The sequence below is a fragment of the Microbacterium sp. NPDC057741 genome (assembly GCF_042798735.1).
Taxonomy (GTDB): Bacteria; Actinomycetota; Actinomycetes; order Actinomycetales; family Microbacteriaceae; genus Microbacterium.
Genome location: NZ_JBHVJW010000001.1, coordinates 718,395 through 737,505, shown reverse-complemented (window position 1 = coordinate 737,505; position 19,111 = coordinate 718,395). Strand labels below are relative to the sequence as shown.

The 19,111-nt window shown below is 69.5% G+C and carries 18 protein-coding genes and 1 tRNA gene; 8 read left to right on the top strand and 11 right to left on the bottom strand.

What is annotated here, in order from left to right:
* Positions 1–7 precede the first annotated feature (7 nt).
* Together ACFVDO_RS03645 and ACFVDO_RS03640 are read left to right on the top strand one after the other, a co-directional pair.
* Complete coding sequence (locus tag ACFVDO_RS03645) at positions 8–1,210, top strand: trans-sulfuration enzyme family protein (protein ID WP_378857721.1); 1,203 nt, start codon at positions 8–10, stop codon at positions 1,208–1,210.
* A gap of 27 nt (positions 1,211–1,237) precedes the next feature.
* Positions 1,238–1,660 (top strand): DUF4190 domain-containing protein, encoded by a 423-nt coding sequence (locus ACFVDO_RS03640; protein ID WP_378857720.1) that lies wholly within the window; start codon positions 1,238–1,240, stop codon positions 1,658–1,660.
* Here ACFVDO_RS03640 and ACFVDO_RS03635 read toward each other — a convergent pair.
* Together ACFVDO_RS03635 and ACFVDO_RS03630 are read right to left on the bottom strand one after the other, a co-directional pair.
* On the bottom strand, positions 1,653–2,861 hold the full coding sequence (locus ACFVDO_RS03635) for an MFS transporter (protein WP_378857719.1): 1,209 nt from the start codon (positions 2,859–2,861) through the stop codon (positions 1,653–1,655). The two genes, ACFVDO_RS03640 and ACFVDO_RS03635, sit on opposite strands and share 8 nt — an antisense overlap.
* Positions 2,858–3,391, bottom strand: a complete 534-nt coding sequence (locus ACFVDO_RS03630; RefSeq protein ID WP_378857717.1) for a winged helix-turn-helix domain-containing protein — start codon at positions 3,389–3,391, stop codon at positions 2,858–2,860. The genes ACFVDO_RS03635 and ACFVDO_RS03630 overlap by 4 nt, the downstream gene beginning before the upstream one ends.
* A gap of 61 nt (positions 3,392–3,452) precedes the next feature.
* Here ACFVDO_RS03630 and pepN point away from each other — a divergent pair, with 61 nt between their 5' ends.
* Positions 3,453–5,957, top strand: coding sequence for an aminopeptidase N (pepN, locus tag ACFVDO_RS03625; RefSeq protein WP_378857715.1), 2,505 nt, complete (start codon positions 3,453–3,455; stop codon positions 5,955–5,957).
* Positions 5,958–5,989: 32 nt separating this feature from the next.
* Here pepN and ACFVDO_RS03620 read toward each other — a convergent pair whose 3' ends face one another.
* Together ACFVDO_RS03620 and ACFVDO_RS03615 are read right to left on the bottom strand one after the other, a co-directional pair.
* Entirely contained in the window at positions 5,990–6,871 is an 882-nt protein-coding gene (locus ACFVDO_RS03620) for an aminoglycoside phosphotransferase family protein (protein WP_378857713.1), read from the bottom strand.
* A 2-nt stretch (positions 6,872–6,873) separates the two neighbouring features.
* Positions 6,874–7,512, bottom strand: coding sequence for an MBL fold metallo-hydrolase (locus ACFVDO_RS03615; protein WP_378857711.1), 639 nt, complete (start codon positions 7,510–7,512; stop codon positions 6,874–6,876).
* Positions 7,513–7,658: 146 nt separating this feature from the next.
* Here ACFVDO_RS03615 and ACFVDO_RS03610 point away from each other — a divergent pair.
* Positions 7,659–7,731: transfer RNA gene (locus ACFVDO_RS03610), tRNA-Glu, on the top strand.
* A gap of 59 nt (positions 7,732–7,790) precedes the next feature.
* Here the strand turns inward: ACFVDO_RS03610 and ACFVDO_RS03605 are convergent.
* The 7 genes from ACFVDO_RS03605 to ACFVDO_RS03575 all read right to left on the bottom strand — a co-directional run bounded on the left by ACFVDO_RS03605 (position 7,791) and on the right by ACFVDO_RS03575 (position 14,227).
* Positions 7,791–8,546: a phosphatase PAP2 family protein gene (locus ACFVDO_RS03605; protein WP_378857709.1), complete on the bottom strand. Its 756-nt coding sequence runs from the start codon at positions 8,544–8,546 to the stop codon at positions 7,791–7,793.
* On the bottom strand, positions 8,543–9,346 hold the full coding sequence (locus ACFVDO_RS03600; RefSeq protein WP_378857707.1) for a hypothetical protein: 804 nt from the start codon (positions 9,344–9,346) through the stop codon (positions 8,543–8,545). The genes ACFVDO_RS03605 and ACFVDO_RS03600 overlap by 4 nt, the downstream gene beginning before the upstream one ends.
* 98 nt (positions 9,347–9,444) lie before the next feature.
* Positions 9,445–10,374: a sensor histidine kinase gene (locus tag ACFVDO_RS03595; RefSeq protein WP_378857705.1), complete on the bottom strand. Its 930-nt coding sequence runs from the start codon at positions 10,372–10,374 to the stop codon at positions 9,445–9,447.
* A complete protein-coding gene (locus ACFVDO_RS03590) occupies positions 10,371–11,057 on the bottom strand; it encodes a response regulator transcription factor (protein WP_378857703.1) in 687 nt (228 codons plus the stop codon). Before ACFVDO_RS03590 ends, ACFVDO_RS03595 begins: the two co-directional genes overlap by 4 nt.
* Before the next feature lie 4 nt (positions 11,058–11,061).
* The gene (locus ACFVDO_RS03585; RefSeq protein ID WP_378857701.1) at positions 11,062–12,384 is read right to left on the bottom strand and encodes an acyltransferase; all 1,323 of its coding nucleotides are present in this window, start codon (positions 12,382–12,384) and stop codon (positions 11,062–11,064) included.
* Between the two features lie 42 nt (positions 12,385–12,426).
* Positions 12,427–13,689, bottom strand: coding sequence for an MFS transporter (locus ACFVDO_RS03580; RefSeq protein WP_378857699.1), 1,263 nt, complete (start codon positions 13,687–13,689; stop codon positions 12,427–12,429).
* 1 nt (position 13,690) lies between these two features.
* Positions 13,691–14,227, bottom strand: coding sequence for an ArsR/SmtB family transcription factor (locus ACFVDO_RS03575; RefSeq protein WP_378857697.1), 537 nt, complete (start codon positions 14,225–14,227; stop codon positions 13,691–13,693).
* A gap of 256 nt (positions 14,228–14,483) precedes the next feature.
* On the opposite strand from ACFVDO_RS03575, the gene ACFVDO_RS03570 reads away from it, so the two are divergent.
* The 4 genes from ACFVDO_RS03570 to murA all read left to right on the top strand — a co-directional run bounded on the left by ACFVDO_RS03570 (position 14,484) and on the right by murA (position 19,110).
* On the top strand, positions 14,484–15,482 hold the full coding sequence (locus ACFVDO_RS03570; protein WP_378857695.1) for a TerC family protein: 999 nt from the start codon (positions 14,484–14,486) through the stop codon (positions 15,480–15,482).
* A gap of 167 nt (positions 15,483–15,649) precedes the next feature.
* Positions 15,650–17,083, top strand: a complete 1,434-nt coding sequence (gene leuC, locus ACFVDO_RS03565; RefSeq protein WP_378857693.1) for a 3-isopropylmalate dehydratase large subunit — start codon at positions 15,650–15,652, stop codon at positions 17,081–17,083.
* A gap of 3 nt (positions 17,084–17,086) precedes the next feature.
* Complete coding sequence (gene leuD, locus ACFVDO_RS03560) at positions 17,087–17,683, top strand: 3-isopropylmalate dehydratase small subunit (RefSeq protein WP_378857691.1); 597 nt, start codon at positions 17,087–17,089, stop codon at positions 17,681–17,683.
* A 65-nt stretch (positions 17,684–17,748) separates the two neighbouring features.
* Positions 17,749–19,110: a UDP-N-acetylglucosamine 1-carboxyvinyltransferase gene (gene murA, locus ACFVDO_RS03555; RefSeq protein ID WP_378857689.1), complete on the top strand. Its 1,362-nt coding sequence runs from the start codon at positions 17,749–17,751 to the stop codon at positions 19,108–19,110.
* The last annotated feature ends 1 nt before the right edge of the window (position 19,111 follow it).

Below are 19,111 nucleotides of genomic sequence, written 5' to 3'. Positions count from 1 at the left end.
TGTAGGCATGTCAGATCTGCCGCTGCATCCTGAGACCATCGCCGTCCACGCCGGACGCACCGATTTCGCCGCCCTCGGTGTTCATGCAGCGCCGATCGACCTCTCCACGACCAACCCGCTGCCCGACATCCTGCACGGAGGGGACTCGTATGAGGCCATGGCCACCGGCGGGCACCCTGTGCCGGCGGGCGGCAACGTCTACGCCCGCCTCTGGAACCCCACCGTCGCCCGCTTCGAGGAGGCGCTCGCCGAACTCGAGCACGCTGAGGCCTCCGTCGCGTTCGCATCGGGAATGGCGGCGATGACTGCCGCGGTCCTCTCCCACACGCAGCCGACCGGAAAGCACCACGTCGTCGCCGTGCGTCCGCTCTACGGCGGCACCGACCACCTGCTCGACTCCGCGCTGCTCGGCACCCGGGTCACGTTCTGCGATGCACACGAAGTAGTGGGAGCGATCTCTGCTGAGACCGGTCTGATCGTGCTGGAGACGCCGGCCAACCCGACCCTCAACCTCGTCGACATCGCGGCGGTCGTGGCGCAGGCCGGCGGGGTGCCGGTGCTCGTGGACAACACGTTCGCGACGCCGCTGCTGCAGAACCCGCTCGACCTCGGTGCCGCGATGTCGCTGCACAGCGCGACCAAGTACATCGGCGGGCACGGCGATGTGATCGCCGGTGTGATCGCCTGCTCGGAGTCCACCGCGGTGGCGCTTCGTCAGGTGCGCGCGATCACCGGTGCGCTGCTGCATCCGCTCGGTGCGTATCTGCTGCATCGCGGCCTCGCGACGCTGCCGGTGCGGCTGGCCGCGCAGCAGGCAGGCGCGATCGACCTCGCCGGCTGGCTGGCCGATCAGCCCGCGGTCTCGGAGGTGTACTTCCCCGGCGCGAACCCGGCGGACCGCGAACTGGTCGACCGCCAGATGCGCGGCCCCGGCGCGATGATCGCGGTGCGCCTGCGTGGCGGCTACGCGGCGGCCGAGGCGCTCACCGGCGCCGTGCGCCTGTTCACGCACGCCGTGTCGCTGGGCGGCGTGGACTCGCTGATCCAGCATCCGGCGGCGCTGACGCATCGGCCCGTCGCCGCGGAAGCACGGCCCGGTGCTGACATCGTGCGGCTGTCGATCGGCCTGGAGAACGTCGACGACCTGCGCGCCGATCTGGACCAGGCGCTGACGAAGGCGGACGCCGCGGTCGCGCAGTCGGTGCGCTGACGCGGCGGCACCGTCTACGGTGGAGGCATGAGCGACAGCACCGATCCGACGCAGCAGCCCGGCTACACCCCGCAGCCGGGGTACACGCCGCCGGCCGCGCAGGCCGCCCCCGCCCCGCAGGCCGGGTACTCAGCACCGCCTCAGGGCGGCTATCCGACGGCCCCGCAGGCCGGATATCCGGCACCGTACGCGGGCTACGCGGCGGCCCCAGCCGCACCGAAGACCAACGTCCTCGCGATCGTCACGTTCGTGCTCGGCCTGCTCGGCTTCGCGATCGTGCCCGTCATCCTCGGCCACATCTCGCTCAGCCAGATCAAGCGCACCGCCGAGGGCGGCAAGGTGTTCGCGATCATCGGTCTGGTGCTCGGCTACCTGGCGTGCGCGGTGTATCTGTTCTTCGTGGTGCTCCTGATCATCGGCAGCTTCGTCTACGCGGCGAACGTCAACTGACGGTCGGTGACTCCAGGCCCGAGCCGGCCGATGCGCCGGCCGGGCCGAACCGCGCGACCGCAAGCAGTGCTGCGGAGATCGCGACGACCGCCGCCGCGGCGGTGAAGAACGCCGGGAGACCCGCGGCGCCCGCGATCAGGCCCACTCCCGCGTAGGCGAGTGGGCTCAGTCCGAGTGCCAGCAGCGTGAGCACAGCAGTCACACGGCCGAGCATCGCCGGTGGTGTGGATTGCTGCACCTGCCCTTGGCACACCACCATCGTGACGCCGCTGGTGATTCCCATCCCGGCTCCGCAGAGCACGGCCGACAGCATGTCCTGGGCTATCCCGAACACGAGCAGCAGCGTCGCGGTCGCGACGACGGACAGGAGTACCGTCGCCCGCCCGCCGGTGCGTGGAAGGATCGACAGCAGCACGCTCGTCGCCAGCCCTCCGATGCTGAACGCCGCCAGGACGGCGCCGGCGGCCGCGGGAGCCCATCCTCGGTCCTGTACGAGCAGAACCATGCCGGCGGCGACGGGTCCGGAGAACGGCAGCTCGGAGAGCGCAGTACCGATCACGAGCGGCACGATGCGCAGGCGCCGCACCGTCTGCCAGCCCGAGACTCGTGTCTCGTCCTCCTTCGGCACGGTGACCGCGGGCCGGGGACGGATGGTGCGCAGCAGCACCACCGAGGCTGCGAAGATCACGGCCAGGGCCCCGAAGGCAGTGGCGGTGCCGGCGAGCAGCAGCACGGCGCCGAGCGCCGGACCGACGGTGTTCGCGATGCGCAGGCCGGAGATCCGCCACGCCTGCAGACGGGTGAGATCCTGCTGCGGCACGAGCCGGGCGGGCATCGCCCCGACGGCCGGGATGAAGCAGGCGTCGACGATCCCGAAGACCACTGCGACGATGATCAGCCACCAGGGGAGCAATCCCCACGCGACGGTGAGCAGGGCCGCTGCCACGAGCGTCACCGCCCTGGCGGCGTCGGTCCAGGTGGCGATCCTGCGCGGATCGACCCGATCGGCCAGCATCCCGCCGGCGAGGAGGAGCAGCAGTCGCGGGACCGCGCCGGCGGCGAGGATGAGACCGGACCATGACGCTCCGCCTGCCTCCGCTGCCGCCCAGGTCAGGACGAGGTAGTACGAGACGTCGCCGAGGACGGCGAGGGTGTATGCGAGCACCCAGCGCACCGCGTCGTGCCGGATGCCGATGCTCACGGCTGCTCGTAGATCTGGAACCGCACCTGTGTCAGCGGTCCAGCCGAGGGGACGCCCTCCTCGCGATATCGGGAGAGGACGGCCATGAGCTCGTCGCGGAGCCGTTCCCGTCGTTCCCCGTCGAGGGCGATCCGCTGATCGACGAACGCCGATTCCGTCAGCCACTCCGGCTCGGCGCTCGGCACTGCGGAGGCGACCCTCTGCAGCTCCGCCGCCGCGGCCAGCACGACCGATTGCATGTACGTGCGCGCGGACCCGTCGTCGTGTCGGGCGGGATCGAACTGGGAGAAGTCCTCGGCCGCCCGCCACCATCGCTCGCGCTGCGTGCCGAGCGCGGGGTCCTCGGCGATGAGTCCGCCGGCCGCCAGACGACGGAGGTGGTAGCTGGCCGCGCCTGAGTCGAGGTCGAACTCGCGCCCGAGCGAGCGGGACGTCGCGGGGCCGTCCTCGCGCAGTCGGCGCAGGAAGGCCAGTCGCATCGGATGCGAGAGCACCCGCAGTTGCGCGGTGCTGAGTTCTTCGGTTGCCATGCCCGTCAGGCTAATGTTGCGAAGAACTCTTCGCAACTGTGATCCATGGAACGATGGACCCATGAACTCTCCGAACGCCACCGCGAACCTCACGAGGGAAGAGACCGCCGAGCGGGCCGCGGGCATCACGCTGCACCGCGTCCGCGTCGAACTCGACCTCACCGGCGCCCCCGAGCACACCCGCTCCGGATTCCCGACTGCGACGACGCTGGAGTTCGACGCCACGGCATCCGAGACATGGGTCGATTTCATCGGCGAAAGCGTGGACCGCGTGGTCCTCAACGGCGTCGAGCAGGACGTGGAGTGGGACGGTGCGCGCATCCGTGTGACCGGTCTGGCCGCGCAGAACACCCTGACCGTCGAGGCCGTCGCCGCGTACAGCCGCTCCGGCGAGGGCATGCACCGCTTCCACGACCCGGTCGACAACGAGACCTACCTGTACACCCAGTACGAGCCCGCCGACTCGCGTCGCGTGATGGCGAGCTTCGAGCAGCCCGATATGAAGGCCGCCTACACATTCGTGGTGTCCGCGCCTGCCGGCTGGCAGGTGCTCTCGAACCAGCGGCCGGAGCACACAGTCGAGGGCATCGGCGTGCAGACCGTGCGCTTCGCCCCGACGCTGCCGATCTCGAGTTACATCACCGCAGTCGCGGCGGGTCCCTACGCGCGCATCGACGACGAGTGGCGCCGCGACGATCAGGTCGTCGAGCTCGGCCTGTTCTGCCGCGCATCGCTGCTGCAGCACCTCGAGTCCGAGGAGTTCCTCACCGTCACGAAGCAGGGGCTGGACTTCTTCACCGATGCGTTCGCTTTCCCGTACCCGTGGGGCAAGTACGACCAGATCCTGGTGCCCGAGTACAACCTCGGCGCGATGGAGAACCCGGGCCTGGTGACCTTCACCGAGGCCTACATCAGTCGTGGCGCGTCCACCGATGCGCAGCGCGCCGGGCGTGCGAACACGATCCTGCACGAGATGGCGCACATGTGGTTCGGCGACCTCGTCACCATGCGCTGGTGGGACGACCTGTGGCTCAAGGAATCGTTCGCCGACTACATGGGCGCGCACGCACTGGTCGCCGCGACCCGCTTCACGGACGCGTGGGTGTCGTTCGCCAACCGCCGCAAGGCGTGGGCGTACCAGCAGGATCAGCTGCCGACCACGCACCCGATCGTCGCCGACATCCCCGACCTCGAAGCGGCGAAGCTGAACTTCGACGGCATCACCTACGCGAAGGGTGCCTCGGTGCTCAAGCAGCTGGTGGCCTATGTCGGCGAGGACGCGTTCTTCGAGGGCGCCCGCCGGTACTTCGCTGCGCACGCCTACGGCAACACCACGCTCGACGACCTGCTGGTGCAGCTCGAGGAGACCTCGGGACGCGACGTGCGCTCCTGGTCCGCCGCGTGGCTGGAGACCTCCGGTGTCTCGACGCTGTCGCTGGAAGAGGATGCCGACGGTCAGAGCGTCATCGTGCAGACCGATGCCCGCCCGCACCGCCTGCGGGTCGGCCGCTACGACGTGAAGGACGGGACGCCGGTGCTGCGGGATCGGGTGGAACTGGATGTCGCCGATGAGCGCACCCCGTTCGACCGTGCCGACGCCGACCTGGTGCTGATCAACGACGAGGACCTCACCTACGCCAAGGCTCGCCTCGACGAGCGCTCTCTCGCGACGGTGGCCGAGGCGCTCTCGAAGATCGACGACGCGCTCGCGCGAGGTCTGATCTGGGCGTCGCTGTGGAACGCGACCCGCGACGGCGAGCTGTCCGCGCAGCAGTACCTCGCGATCGTGCGTCGGCACGCGCAGGCCGAGAGCAGCATCCTGCTTCTCCCCGGCGTGCTGATGAACGCCCAGTTCGCCGTGCGCCACTACGTGCCGGGCGACACGCGCTCGGCCGAGCAGGGCGCCTGGCTGGAGCTGAGCTGGAGGGCGCTGCAGGCTGCGGACGCCGGCAGCGACGCGCAGCTCGCCTGGGCACGCGCGTTCGCAGAGGCGGCCGCCTACGACGACGCGCGTGGCCAGGACGTGCGACGGATGCTGGACGGCGCGGCGCCTGAGGGTCTCACTCTCGATCCCGACCTGCGCTGGGAGCTGCTGACCGCTCTCACCACCACCGGTGCAGCGGGCCCGGAGGAGGTCGAGGCGGAACTGAGCCGCGATGACACGGCGTCCGGTCGCACGGCCGCCAGGCGCGCTCTCGCCTCTCGTCCGACGGCCGAGGTGCGCGCCGCGGCCTGGGACGCCGCCTGGAACGACCACGCGCTCACGAACGACCACCTGGATGCAGAGATCCAGGGCTTCCGCGCCGGAGGGCGGCGCGACCTGATCGCCGGCTTCGACGGCGAGTACTTCGACCGGCTCGCACCCGTGTGGAGCGAGCGCAGCATCGAGCTGGCCAAGCGACTCGTGACGGGACTGTTCCCGTCATCCGATTCGCTGGAGCCCGTGGACGCCTGGCTCGCCGCGCACGAGGACGCACCGGCCTCGCTGCGCCGGATCGTCATCGAGCAGCGCGACCATCTCGCTCGCGACCTGCGAGTGCGCGCAGCGCAGCCGGTCGCCGACTGACGTCGGCGGCCCGTCGCGGTCTCGGCGGTCGATCAGCCGGCCGAGGTCAGCTCGGCGACGGTGCTGACGCCCAGCGCGCGATGTTCGGGACGATCGTCACTGAGGGTCAGGAACATGAGCGCGAGGTATGCAGCCCACGCACGAGCTCTGACCCAGGTCGCCTCGTCGTAGCGGCTGCCGGTGGCGCTGCGGAACCGGGGCCGTCCGGCGACGTCGAAGAGCAGCCAGCTCGCGGCGAGGTCGCAGGCGGGATCGCCGCCGCTCACGTCGCCGAAGTCGATGAGTGCTGCGAGTCCACCGCCCCGCAGCAGGATGTTGCCGGGATGCAGGTCTCCGTGGATCCAGGTCAGCCGATAGGCCTGCGGAGCTTTCAGTCCCGCCTCCCAGGCTGCGACGAGGGAATCGGCGGTCGGCGTGAGCGCCAGGCGCTCACGCATGGCGTCATCGCGGGTGGCGAGCGGCACGCCCCGGACAGGATTGCGCGGCGCATCCGCGGGCGCCGGAACGTGCAGCGCGGCGAGCGCCGCTGCGAGCGCGGGCGCCCAGGTCGTGTTCGCGGCTCGCGCGACGCCGAGCGCGGGCGTCCCGTCGATCCACGGGATCACCGACCAGGGCCAGGGGAATGCCGCCGTCGCGCGTCCTGCGATCACCGGTACCGGCGTGAGGATGCCGGCGGCCGCGAGTCGGGGACCGATCTCGGGCAGTGCGCGCTGCTCGTGCGTGATGAGGGGGACGGCGATCTCGCGGCGCGGAACACGCACGGCGAGGTCTTCGCCGAGGCGCCAGATCGCGTTGTCCCAGCCGTCCGCGACGAGGGTCAGAGGCAGATCGGCGAGGTGCGGTGCGTCGGAGCGCAGCAGGGCACGGACATCGCCCTCTTCGAGGGCGTGCTCCGCGGCAGGGGAGTCCGCCATGCTCAGAGGTCGAGCGAGTCGCTCGGCTCGAGCGTGAAGAACTCGCCGCCGCCCTGCTCCGTCGACCACTGCAGGCGCCCGCGATGCATGTTCTTGCCGATCACGGAGAGCGTCATGTCGTGCACGCCGAACGCGCGGCGGGGCGCGACCGCCAGCACGAAGTCCATCGCCTCGCCGATCTTCAGCCACGGTGCGCCCAAAGGCGCGGCGAGGGTGGAGACGTCGATGCCGTCCGGCACGGTGTAGGAGTCTCCGGGGTAGTACAGCTCGTCGTTCACGAGCACGCCGACGTTCTCGACGACCGGGAGCGACGAGTGGATCACGGCGTGTTCGCCGCCGAAGAATCGCAGCGAGAAGGAACCCGCGGTCACGGAGTCGCCAGGTGCGACGACAGTGATCTCGTAGCCCGCCGCCGCAGCCGCGACGCCGGCGGGAGCGAACACGGGGGTGCCGGGAGCCGCGAGCAGGATGCGGTCGAGGTGCTCCGGGGTCCAGTGGTCCGGGTGCTCGTGGGTGATCACGACCGCGACGACCTTTCGCAGGTCGTGCAGCGGGGCCGTGAACGAGCCCGGGTCGATGATCAGGGTGTCCCCGCCCTCGTCGATGCGGAGGGCGGCATGTTCGAACTTCGTGACGCGCATGAGAGGAGTCAACTCCTGCGCAGGCGATCGCGCAAACACGCCACGACACGCCCGTGATCCGCTTCCGGGCTGCCTCGATTTGGATGCGTGCGAATCGTCATGTCATACTTGAACAGTTGTCGCGGCACGGAAAAGTTCCGCAAGACGGCCCCATCGTATAGCGGCCTAGTACGCCGCCCTCTCACGGCGGTAACGCGGGTTCGAATCCCGCTGGGGTCACACAACAGCAGAAGGCCCCCGGTTCATTCCGGGGGCCTTCTGGGTATCCGGCGTCGGTGTCAGGCGCGGCGGGAGAGCGGAAGCAGAGCGTCGATCCGCTCGGCCAGGCCGGCGCGCGCGTCGATGAGGTCGATCAGCACGAAGGCGAGTATCACCCCGCACGATCCGCACAGTGCCCCCGCCACGACATCCGAGGGGTAGTGCACTCCCGCGTGCAGGCGCGCGAACGCGACGGTGACCGTGGCCGCTGCGCCTGCCGCGAGAACCCACCATCGTGCTCGTGTGCGCCAGGCGAGGAGCACGGACGCCGTCGAGAGTGCCGCGATGAACGCCACGTGTCCGCTGGGATACGACGGATCGGTCTCTGCGACACCCAGATGCCGCGTGAGCGCCTGCCAGTCAGGCCGCGGCCGGCCGACGATGAGTTTCAGCACGCCGACTCCACCCCAGCTCAACCCGACGGCGAGCGCTGCGGTGAGGCCGGTCGTGACGCTCCGGGACCACGCCGAGGTGAACACCGCGAACGCCACGCCGATCCCGATCGCGGAGGCCGGGCCGAGGCCGGTGCCCACGGCTTCCGCGAGGCTGTCGGCACCCGGAAAGCGAAGCGCGTTCAGTGTGAGCACGGTTCCGAACTCGGCGGTGCTGCCGCGCAGCAGCAGCCCCCAGATCAGGGCCAGCAGGATGCCCGCTACGGCGATGGATGCCGCAGGACGCAGCGAGCGCACGGACCCGGGCCAGAGCAGTCCGGGTGCGCGCCCCCGTGCGGCCGCATCGGGTCGCGACCGCACGGGGTGTTCGGTGCGTGTGCTCACGCGGGCATCCGGTCCGCCGCGAGAGACGCGGTGATGACCTTCGGCGTGACGACCCTGCGCTGTTCGCGCGCGAACCAGGCGACGGCAGCGACGATGCACGCGGTGAACACGATGCTGACCGGGATCGTCCCGAACCCGAGCCCGCCGTCGGCGACCGGCTGCGACAGCAGATCGCCCAGTGAGGCGCCGAGCGGGCGGGTGAGCACGTACGCGGTCCAGAAGGCGAGCACGGCGTTCAGTCCGAATGTGAACCTGGCCAGGGCGACGAGCAGCAGGGCGGCCAGGAACACCGCGGCGGAGAGCGCGTAGCCGAGGTTCAGCGCCTCGCCGAGCAGGTCGCCGCCGGCGGTGCCGAGCGCGAAGGTCACCAGGATCGCAGCCCAATAGAACGCCTCGCGCTTCGGGGTGTCGATGGAGTGGATCGACAGGGTGCGCTCCTGAAGCCACCAGATCAGGAAGACGGCGGCCAGAACGACGGCGAAGACCGTGGTGGTCACGCCCAACGGCACACCGGCGACGTCGGTGAGCATGTCGCTGGCCAGCGTTCCCGCGACCGAGATCAGCACGACCACGATCCAGTACCGCACCGGCGAGTACGCCCTGGCACGGAACTGGGCGACGAGAGCGACGGCCAGGAGTGCGCCGACGACCACGGTGGTGACGCCCATGCCCCAGCCGAGCGTTCCCGAAAGAAGATCCGCGCCCGTCTCCCCGACGGTCGTCGACATCATCTTCACGAGCCAGAACAGCAGAGTGACCTCTGGCACCTTGTTCAGCATCCGGCGTTGCGTGCTGCCCATCATGAGTGCTCCCTTCTCCGGCGCCCGCTTCGGACGACCGCAGAGCCCACGCTAGGGAGGCGTTCGTGACGGGAGCGTGACGGGAAGCTGTGATGCGACTATGCGTCGCGGTCGGGCAGTGTGATCATGGCGGTCGTCCCGGCGCCGGGCGCGCTCTGCAGGCGCGCGCGCCCGCCGTGCAGCTGCGCGATCCGGCGCACCAGGGAGAGGCCGATGCCGTGTCCGGGGGTGCTTCGTGCGGCGTCCGCCCGCCAGAACCGATCGAAGGCTCGTGCGGCGTCGTCCGGTGCCATCCCGGGGCCGTGGTCGGTGACGGCGATGCGTAGGCCGTCATGATCTCGTGTGTACGACACGTCGATCGGATGCTCCGCCGCGGAGTACTTCGCGGCGTTCTCGACCAGGTTCACGGCGGCCCGGGTGACCAGCTCGGGCTGAGCGAGCCGGATCGCCTGACCCTCAGTGCGCAGCCGCACGCGGCGGAGCACGTCTTCGGGGAGCGCCTGCATCAGCTGCTCTCCGAGCGTGTCCGGTGTGGTCTCCGGTCCGGGCTCTCGCAGGCGCTCGTCGCGGGCGAGCAGCAGCAGGTCGCGAGTCAGCGCGTCCAGCTCGCCCAGTGCGTCCAGCGCCGTGCCGATCGACGTCCGGTATTCCTCGCCGCCGCGCGGGCGCAGCAGCGCCAGCTCGAGCTCGCCCTGGGCGACGGCGATCGGCGTGCGCAGCTCGTGCGAGGCGTCGTCGACGAAGGCCTGCTGGGCCTCCAGGCTCGCGCGCACCGGCCGCAGCGCGTTCCGCGCGAGCAGGTAACTGACCGGCGGGGCGAGCACGACGACGGCCCCGAAGCAGATCAGCAGCGCGGCACGCAGCGTCGCATCGGCGCGATCGAGCGCTTCTTCGGTCGCGCCGGGGATCTCCACGTCGAAGGCGATCGTGGCGTACACGGCGACACCGATCGCGAACGCGGCGACGACCCCGATGATGATCGCCGAGTAGAGCACGGTGAGGCGCAGGGTCGCGCGGCGGATGATCATCGCGGGCCGCCCTCCGGGTGCAGGACGTAGCCGCTGCCCCGGCGCGTGGTGATCGGGTCGGGCAAGCCGGGGGAGGACAGCTTCCCCCGCAGATGCCGGATCGTCGAGGCGACGACGTTGCTGTACCCGTCGTAGTGGGCGTCCCAGGCATGATCGATGAACTCCGAGGTCGAGACGACCCGCCCGGGGTTGCGCATCAGCAGTTCCAGGACGGCGAACTCCCGCGCCGTCAGGTCGATCGGCCTGTCGTTCCTGGTCACCGTGCGGCTGGCCGGGTCTAGGGACACCCCGGCGACCTCGAGCACGGGGGACACCGCGAGCGGGGCGCGTCGCAGGAGCGCGCGCACGCGAGCCAGCAGCTCGGGCAGATGGAACGGCTTGGTCAGGTAGTCGTCGGCGCCGGAGTCCAGCCCGGCGACGCGGTGTGCGGGCGCATCCAGCGCCGTGAGCAGCAGGATCGGCGTGGCGGTGTCGCGTTCGCGCACGCGGCGGCACAGGGCGACGCCGTCCATCGAGCCGGGCAGCATGATGTCGAGCACCAGCAGGTCCGCAGCATCCGTCTCGATCTCGAACAGCGCCGATTCGCTGTCGGCGTGCGTGCTGACGGAGTATCCGCTCTCGCGCAGAGCGCGCTCCAGCAGGGAGCGCAGTCGCGCGTCGTCCTCGGCGATCAGGATCCGCATCCGGTCAGGATACGGCTCGCTCCCGTGACCCGAACCCACCGGTCAGCCAGAGAGCGGCGCCGGTCAGCACGAGACCGGCCGCAGCCAGGGGCAGATCCAGCCCGTAGGCGGAGATCGCGAGTGGCGGCAGCAGGAAGAGCACCACGGCCAGCGGTGTCGCCGTCCGCAGACGCGGTGCGCCGAGCGGGGGCACCTTCTCGAACCGCGCAAGCGGGATCGACAGCAGCCAGACGACGGCGAGCACCAGCAGCAGGAACGGAACCCGCGTCCACCACCAAAGGGCGCCGCCGGGGGCCGGCATCGGGATCGGGAGCAGCAGCTCGATGCCGATGAGGATCATGACGACCGGCAGATGCCACAGGTAGACCGTCATCAGACGCGACCCGATCAGCAGCATCATGCCCTGCACGGCGCGCACCTTCGTCAGAGCGGTGAGCGGCTTGTGCAGCAGCGTGAGCCCGGCGGCCTGGACGACGGCGAGGATCGCCAGCGGCAGCGTCGGCGGCCACTGGTTCGCCAGCATGTTCCACGAGTAGCCCATCAGAGGGACGGAGGCCACAGCGAGGACGTACCCGCCGGCCATCAGTGCGATGAGCTGCCAGGCTCTGCGGCGACGGAACCAGCCGTCGTAGAGGAAGAAGCCGACCTGCTGGCAGAACAGCCAGACGAACAGGACGTTCGGGATGCCGGCGAGCTCATCGCCCACGCCGTAGTGGTCGGGCGTAAGCGAGTGCACACCGAGCACGCCGCGCACCAGTCCGAACCGCAGCAGATCGACGATCACGACGCCTGCGAACAGCACCACGAGGATCCGCCCGCCGTACCGAGTGTGCAGGCGCATCATCGTCGGCGCCAGCGCCTGTGCGGTGATGTACGCGGCGAGGAACCACAGTGGCGAGCCGACCCCGATCGCGACCGTGTCGACGAGAGCCGGATCGATCCCGAGCATCCGCGCGGCTCCGAGCGCCACCGTGAAGAAGACGAACAGCGGCAGCGCAGGCCGGGCCAGACGCGCGAGCCGGACGCGCACGAACTCGTCCTCCGTGCCGCCGCGCTTCAGAGATGAGGCCCATCCGGCACGCGCGGCGAAGCCGCCGACCACGAAGAACAGCGGCATGATGTCGGCGATCCAGCTCGCGACGTCGAACCAGGTCTGCTGCTCGACGGTGCGCTCGATGAGGATCGAGCCGTCGGCGCCGCGCCCCACACCGCTGAACAGGATGTGTGCGAAGACCACCAGCACCACGCAGGCGACGCGCACCAGGTCCAGCGTGAGATCCCGGCCTGCGGGGACGGTGCGTGTCGGAGTCTGGGCAGCGCTGCTCATGCCGAGATTCTAGGGGCGGCTCGTATGCCGCCCTGGGAATGCTCAGGCCTCCGGCGCAGGCTCGGGCTCCGTCCGCAGCGACAGGCTGCGGAGCTGGGGGTTGCGCAGCGGGATGATCATGAGCAGCGCCATTGCGCCGCCGAAGAGCGCGAACGGCACCCACAGCGGGAGGACGCCGGCCAGGGCGCCGAAGATCGCCATGCCCGCGGGCATGAGGCAGTCGTCGCCGAGCCGGAGGATCGATCCGAGCCGCCCCAGGTAGTCGGGCGCAGCGGTCGCAGCGAAGGTCGCTCCCAGCAGGGAGGACGCGTAACCGGCGGTGAAACCGATCGCCAGGCATCCGGCACCCACGACGAACTGGTTCCCGAGCCCGAGGCTGACGATCCCCGCGCCCTGCACCATCAGCGCGGCGAACCCGCCGATCGCCTCGTGGCGTGGCCGCCAGCGCACCACCGTGAGGGCTCCGACCATCGCGCCTCCGCCGACGAGCGCCTCGAAGACGCCGACGGCGCCCGCACCCCATCCACGCGACGTGGCCAGTAGCGGCAGCCCGATGGCGAGCGCCGGTCCCACGGCGAGGTTCAGGCCGGACAGCGCGATCACCAGCGTGCGCGTGGCACGCTCCCGGCCGAGGTGCCGGAACCCGTCGGCGACACCGCGCAGCACGCTCTGCTCTCTGGACGCCCGGGGGAGTGCGAACCTCGGCCGCAGCCACAGCACGATGAACACGATCACGACGACGTAGGTCAGCGTGTTCAGTCCGGCGCTCCCGGTGATCCCGTAGGCGGCGACGAGGAACCCGCCGGCGGCGGAGCCCGCCATCGTGCCCAGGCGCGAGAGAGTCTGACTGAGGGCCGCGTAGGCCGGCAGATCCGCAGGGGCGACGAGTTGACGGGGCATGGTTCCCGCCGCGGGCTCGAAGAACGCGTCGCACAGTCCGAAGGCGATGCTCGCGATCAGCAGCAGGGCGACCGTCGGCTGTGCGGCGAGGCACCAGACGGCCACTGTGACCAGCACGACCACGCGCAATGCGTTGAACAGGATCATGAGCCGCCTGGCATCCGCCCTGTCCGCGTAGGCGCCGCCGATCAGGAGCACCACCGCGCGCGGGATGGTGCCCGCGGCGACGACGAGGCCGGCGACCGCCGGGGAGGCGATCTGCACCGCGGTCCAGGCGAAGGCGATCGTGAAGATCGCATCGCCGGCATCCGAGAGCGCCTTGATGACCAGCCAGGCCTGCACCATCCGATCGCGGGCGAATGCCGGCGGAGTGCGCAGCATCGTGGGTTCAGCCGCAGTGGTCATGTCATACCTCCGTCGGGAAGCCGTGGGCGAAGAAGTAGATCGGCGCCCGCTCCTGCCCGTCCTGCCTGTCGATGCCCGATTTCCAGTCGTCCAGCATGTGCAGCAGCCTCTCCTGAAGGTCAAGCAGCTCCTCCTGCGTGGCCCAGGCGAGCGTGTCGGTGTTGAAGCCCGTCCAGTCGCTGTCAGCGGTGTCGCGGTACCAGCGCTTCAGCCGATCGAGCTGGTTGCGCAGATTCGCACGCTGCGCCTCGCGCGCCAGCAGCGCCTCCGACGGCGAGTCGAAGTCCTCCGCGGACCACGAGAAGGACCGCCGGCTCAGCTGCCACCAGCTGGTGCGCCTGTCGCCGGACGGGTCGTCGACCTGCTCAACGACGCCGGCCTTCTGCAGCATCCGCAGATGGTGACTGATGCTGCCGACCTGGACGTCGAAGGCGCGCGCGAAGGTGCCGACCTGAGTGGGGCCGTGCAGCAGCAGGCGGTCGATGATGCGCCGCCGCAGCGGGTGCGAGATGGCGGTGATGACGTCGATCTGTTCCACGCAGGTAAACGTAAGCGCGATCGGCGAATCTCACAAGACTTCTTGTATACCCCGGAAAATCAAGGAAGTCGCGGAAGCCGCCTGGCCTCGGAGCAGTCGGGCGTCCGGTAGTATTGACTCCGCGAGAGGGAGTATCCCGTCCACCGCGCGTCCGTCATCACGAGCATCGCCATCGCTGCTCCGGGCCCGCACCGCATGAGAATGCGGGGGAGAGACTTTCGGTCTTCACCGAACCCTCTCGAAAGGCGTCCTGTCCGTGGACTTCATCCCCGTCTGGTTCGAGATCACCGCCATGGTGGTCCTCGTCCTCATCCTCATCGGCGACCTCCTGCTGGTGCGGCTGCGTCCGCACATCCCCAGCACCAAGGAGTCGACGCTCTGGGTGGTCTTCTACGTCACCCTCGCGCTGGCCTTCGCGGGGCTGCTCTGGATCGTCTCCGACGGCGAGACTGCGGCGCACTTCGTCACCGGATGGGCGCTGGAGTACAGCCTGTCCATCGACAACCTGTTCGTCTTCGTGCTGATCATGGCCCAGTTCGCCGTGCCGAGGCGCCTGCAGCAGCAGGTGCTGATGGTCGGCATCATCATCGCGCTGGTGCTGCGCGGCATCTTCATCATGCTGGGCGTCGCGGTCATCGAGAACTTCGCGCCGGTCTTCTACCTGTTCGGCGCGTACCTGATCTACACCGCCATCAAGCAGGCCATGCCCGAGGGCGACCACGATGACGACGTGAAGCGTGAGGGCTTCATGGTGCGCCTGGTGCGCCGCTTCGTCGACATCAGCGATCACTACGACGACAACAAACTGCGCACCGAGGTCGACGGCAAGCGCATGTTCACCCCGATGGTGCTCGTCTTCGTCGTCATCGGCGTGACCGACCTGATGTTCGCGATCGACTCGATCCCGGCGATCTTCTCGATCACCTCGAACGGCTTCATCGTCTTCACCGCGAACATCTTCGCCCTGATGGGGCTGCGTCAGCTCTACTTCCTGCTCGGCGACCTGCTCGACAAGCTGCGCTACCTGCACTACGGCATCGCCGTGATCCTCGGCTTCATCGGCGTGAAGCTGATCCTGCATGCCATGCACGAGAACTCCCTGCCGTTCATCAACGGCGGCAAGCCGATCGAGTGGGCTCCCGACATCAGCACCTGGATGTCGCTCGGCGTCATCCTGGTCTCGATGACCGTGGCGACCGTGGCCAGCCTCATCGCCGCCGCCCGCGACAAGCGCGAAGCGGCCGTCACACAGTGACACCGGCGGCGTCGGGCGGATGCTGCGCATGTAGACTGACCCGCATGCAGGCGGTGCAGCTTCTCCTTAGCAGCCGCGGCGAGACCTCGATCTAGGCCTCTCTCGCCGCGGAGTCTCGCCCTGTCTTTCACAGGACACGGCCGCATCTGAATCCAGTGGAGAATCGCATGACAGACGCATCCGCCCGCCCCCGCACCCTGGCCGAGAAGGTCTGGGACGACCACCTCGTCGTCAAGGGCGAGAACGGCGAGCCCGACCTCATCTACATCGACCTGCACCTGGTGCACGAGGTCACCAGCCCGCAGGCCTTCGACGGCCTGCGCGCCGAGGGGCGCCCGTTGCGCCGGCTCGACCTGACCATCGCGACGGAAGACCACAACACCCCGACCCTCGCGATCGACAAGCCGATCGCCGACCTCACCAGCCGCACCCAGATCGAGACCCTGCGGCGCAACGCCGAGGAGTTCGGCGTGCGGCTGCACTCGCTGGGCGACGCCGAGCAGGGCATCGTGCACGTGGTGGGCCCGCAGCTGGGACTGACGATGCCCGGGATCACCGTGGTCTGCGGTGACTCGCACACCTCGACGCACGGTGCGTTCGGGGCGATGGCCTTCGGCATCGGCACCAGCGAGGTCGAGCACGTCATGGCCACGCAGACGCTGCCGCTGAAGCCGTTCAAGACGATGGCGATCAACGTCGAGGGCACGCTGCGCCCCGGCGTCACCGCGAAGGACATCATCCTCGCCGTGATCGCCAAGATCGGCACCGGCGGCGGACAGGGCTATGTGCTCGAGTACCGCGGCAGCGCCATCCGCGCGCTCTCTATGGAGGGCCGCATGACGATCTGCAACATGTCGATCGAGGCCGGTGCCCGCGCGGGCATGGTCGCACCGGACGAGACCACGTTCGAGTACGTCAAGGGCCGCCCGCACGCCCCCGAGGGGCAGGACTGGGACGACGCCGTCGCGTACTGGCGCACTCTGCCGACCGATGACGGCGCCGAGTTCGACGCAGAGGTGTTCATCGATGCGAACGAACTCGAGCCGTTCGTCACCTGGGGCACCAACCCCGGCCAGGGCAGCTCGCTGTCGTCTGCCGTTCCCGACCCGGCCGAGATCGCCGACCCGAACGCCCGCGCCGCCGCCGAGCGCGCGCTGGAGTACATGGACCTCAAGCCCGGCACTCCGCTGAAGGACGTGCAGGTGGATGCGGTGTTCATGGGTTCGTGCACCAACAGTCGCATCGAGGATCTGCGTGCGTTCGCCTCGGTCATCAAGGGCAAGAAGAAGGCCGACGGCGTGCGTGTCATGGTCGTGCCCGGCTCGGCCCGTGTGCGCCTCGAGGCCGAGGCCGAGGGCATCGACCGGATCGTCGAGGACTTCGGCGCCGAGTGGCGCTTCGCCGGCTGCTCGATGTGCCTGGGCATGAATCCCGATCAGCTCGCCCCCGGTGAGCGCTGTGCGTCGACGTCCAACCGCAACTTCGAGGGCAGGCAGGGCAAGGGCGGTCGCACCCACCTGGTGTCGCCCCTGGTGGCCGCCGCCACCGCGATCCGCGGCACGCTGTCGAGCCCGAGCGACCTGGAAGCCCTGGAGGTCTGAATCATGGAGAAGTTCACCACGCACACCGGTGTCGCCGCGCCCCTGAAGCGCTCCAACGTCGACACCGACCAGATCATCCCGGCCGTCTTCCTGAAGCGAGTCACCAAGACGGGCTTCGACGACGCGCTGTTCCACGCCTGGCGGCAGGACCCGGAGTTCGTGCTCAACCAGGAGCCGTTCCAGAAGGCGTCGGTGCTCGTCGCCGGCCCCGATTTCGGCACCGGCTCCAGCCGTGAGCACGCCGTGTGGGCACTGCGCGACTACGGCTTCAAGGTCGTGCTGAGTCCGCGTTTCGCCGACATCTTCCGCGGCAACTCCGGCAAGCAGGGCCTGCTCGCCGCGACCGTCGACGAGGCCGACATCGAGCGGATCTGGGCGCTGATCGACGAGGACCCCGGCCGTGAGATCACGGTCGACCTCGAGGCGCGAACCGCCACGATCGGCGACTTCCAGACCGCCATCGGGATCGACGATTACACTAGATGGCGGCTCCTCGAAGGGCTCGATGACATCGGGCTCACGCTGCGCAACGAAGACAAGATCGCTCAGTTCGAGGCCCGCCGCGAATCGTGGCGGCCACGCACGCTCCCCGTCCGCTGACGCCGGGAGGTCCGTGGGCCGGGGCCACAAGCCCCGCGTTCCTAACGAAGAAGGATGAGGCCCGAATGTCGACACCCGTGCGCGTAGCCGTAGGAGAAGGAACGAACGTGACCGTATCCGAACTCGCGATCCGCGGGGGTCGACCCCTGCGGGGCCGGGTGGATGTGAAGGGCGCGAAGAACCTCGCCACCAAGGCGATGGTCGCCACTCTCCTCGGCGAGACGCCCAGCACGCTGCGGGACGTCCCGGACCTCAGCGACGTGGCCGTGGTCCGCTCGCTGCTCGAGGTGCACGGCGTCCGCGTCGAGGCGGGCGACGAGCCCGGCGCGCTCACCTTCGACCCGAGTGGTGTCGAGTCGGCGCACATGGAGGAGATCGACGCGCACGCCGGTGCCTCCCGCATCCCGATCCTGTTCTGCGGCCCGCTGCTGCACCGGCTCGGCCAGGCGTTCATCCCCGACCTGGGCGGATGTCGCATCGGCGACCGTCCGATCGACTTCCATCTCGACGCTCTGCGCAAGTTCGGAGCCGTCGTGGAGAAGCTGCCCAGCGGCATCCGTCTCTCCGCTCCGGAGGGGCTGCGCGGCGCCAGCATCCACCTGCCGTACCCGAGCGTCGGCGCGACCGAGCAGGTGCTGCTGACCGCGGTGCGGGCGAAGGGCACGACCGAGCTGCGCAATGCGGCCATCGAGCCCGAGATCATGGATCTCATCGCGGTGCTGCAGAAGATGGGCGCGATCATCTCGTACGAGCCCAACAGGGTCATCTTCATCGAGGGCGTCGACACGCTGCGCGGCTACGACCACCGGTCGATCTTCGATCGCAACGAAGCGGCATCGTGGGCGAGCGCGGCGCTGGCCACCGACGGCGAGATCTTCGTCGGCGGTGCCCGTCAGCAGGAGATGCTGACGTTCCTCAACGTCTTCCGCAAGGCTGGCGGCTGGTTCGACATCCAGGAGGACGGCATCCTGTTCCGCCGTGACGGCGAGCTCAAGCCCGTCGTCGTCGAGACCGACGTGCACCCCGGCTTCATGACCGACTGGCAGCAGCCCCTCGTGGTCGCCCTGACCCAGGCGAAGGGCCGCTCGATCGTGCACGAGACCGTGTACGAGAACCGGATGGGCTTCACCGACGCCCTCGTCAAGATGGGCGCCGACATCGTGGTGCACCCGCACGGTCTGCAGGACGGCCCGCGCCGCGTCGCGCGTCGCGAGCTCGAGCAGGCCGCGGTGATCACCGGACCGACCCCGCTGCACGGTGCCGACATCGTCGTGCCCGATCTGCGCGGTGGCTACAGCCACGTGATCGCGGCGCTCACCGCGCAGGGCGAGTCCCGCGTCTCCGGTGTCGACATCCTCAGCCGCGGCTACGAGAAGTTCCTCGACAAGCTCACCGCTCTGGGTGCGGACTTCGACGTCATCCGGTGAG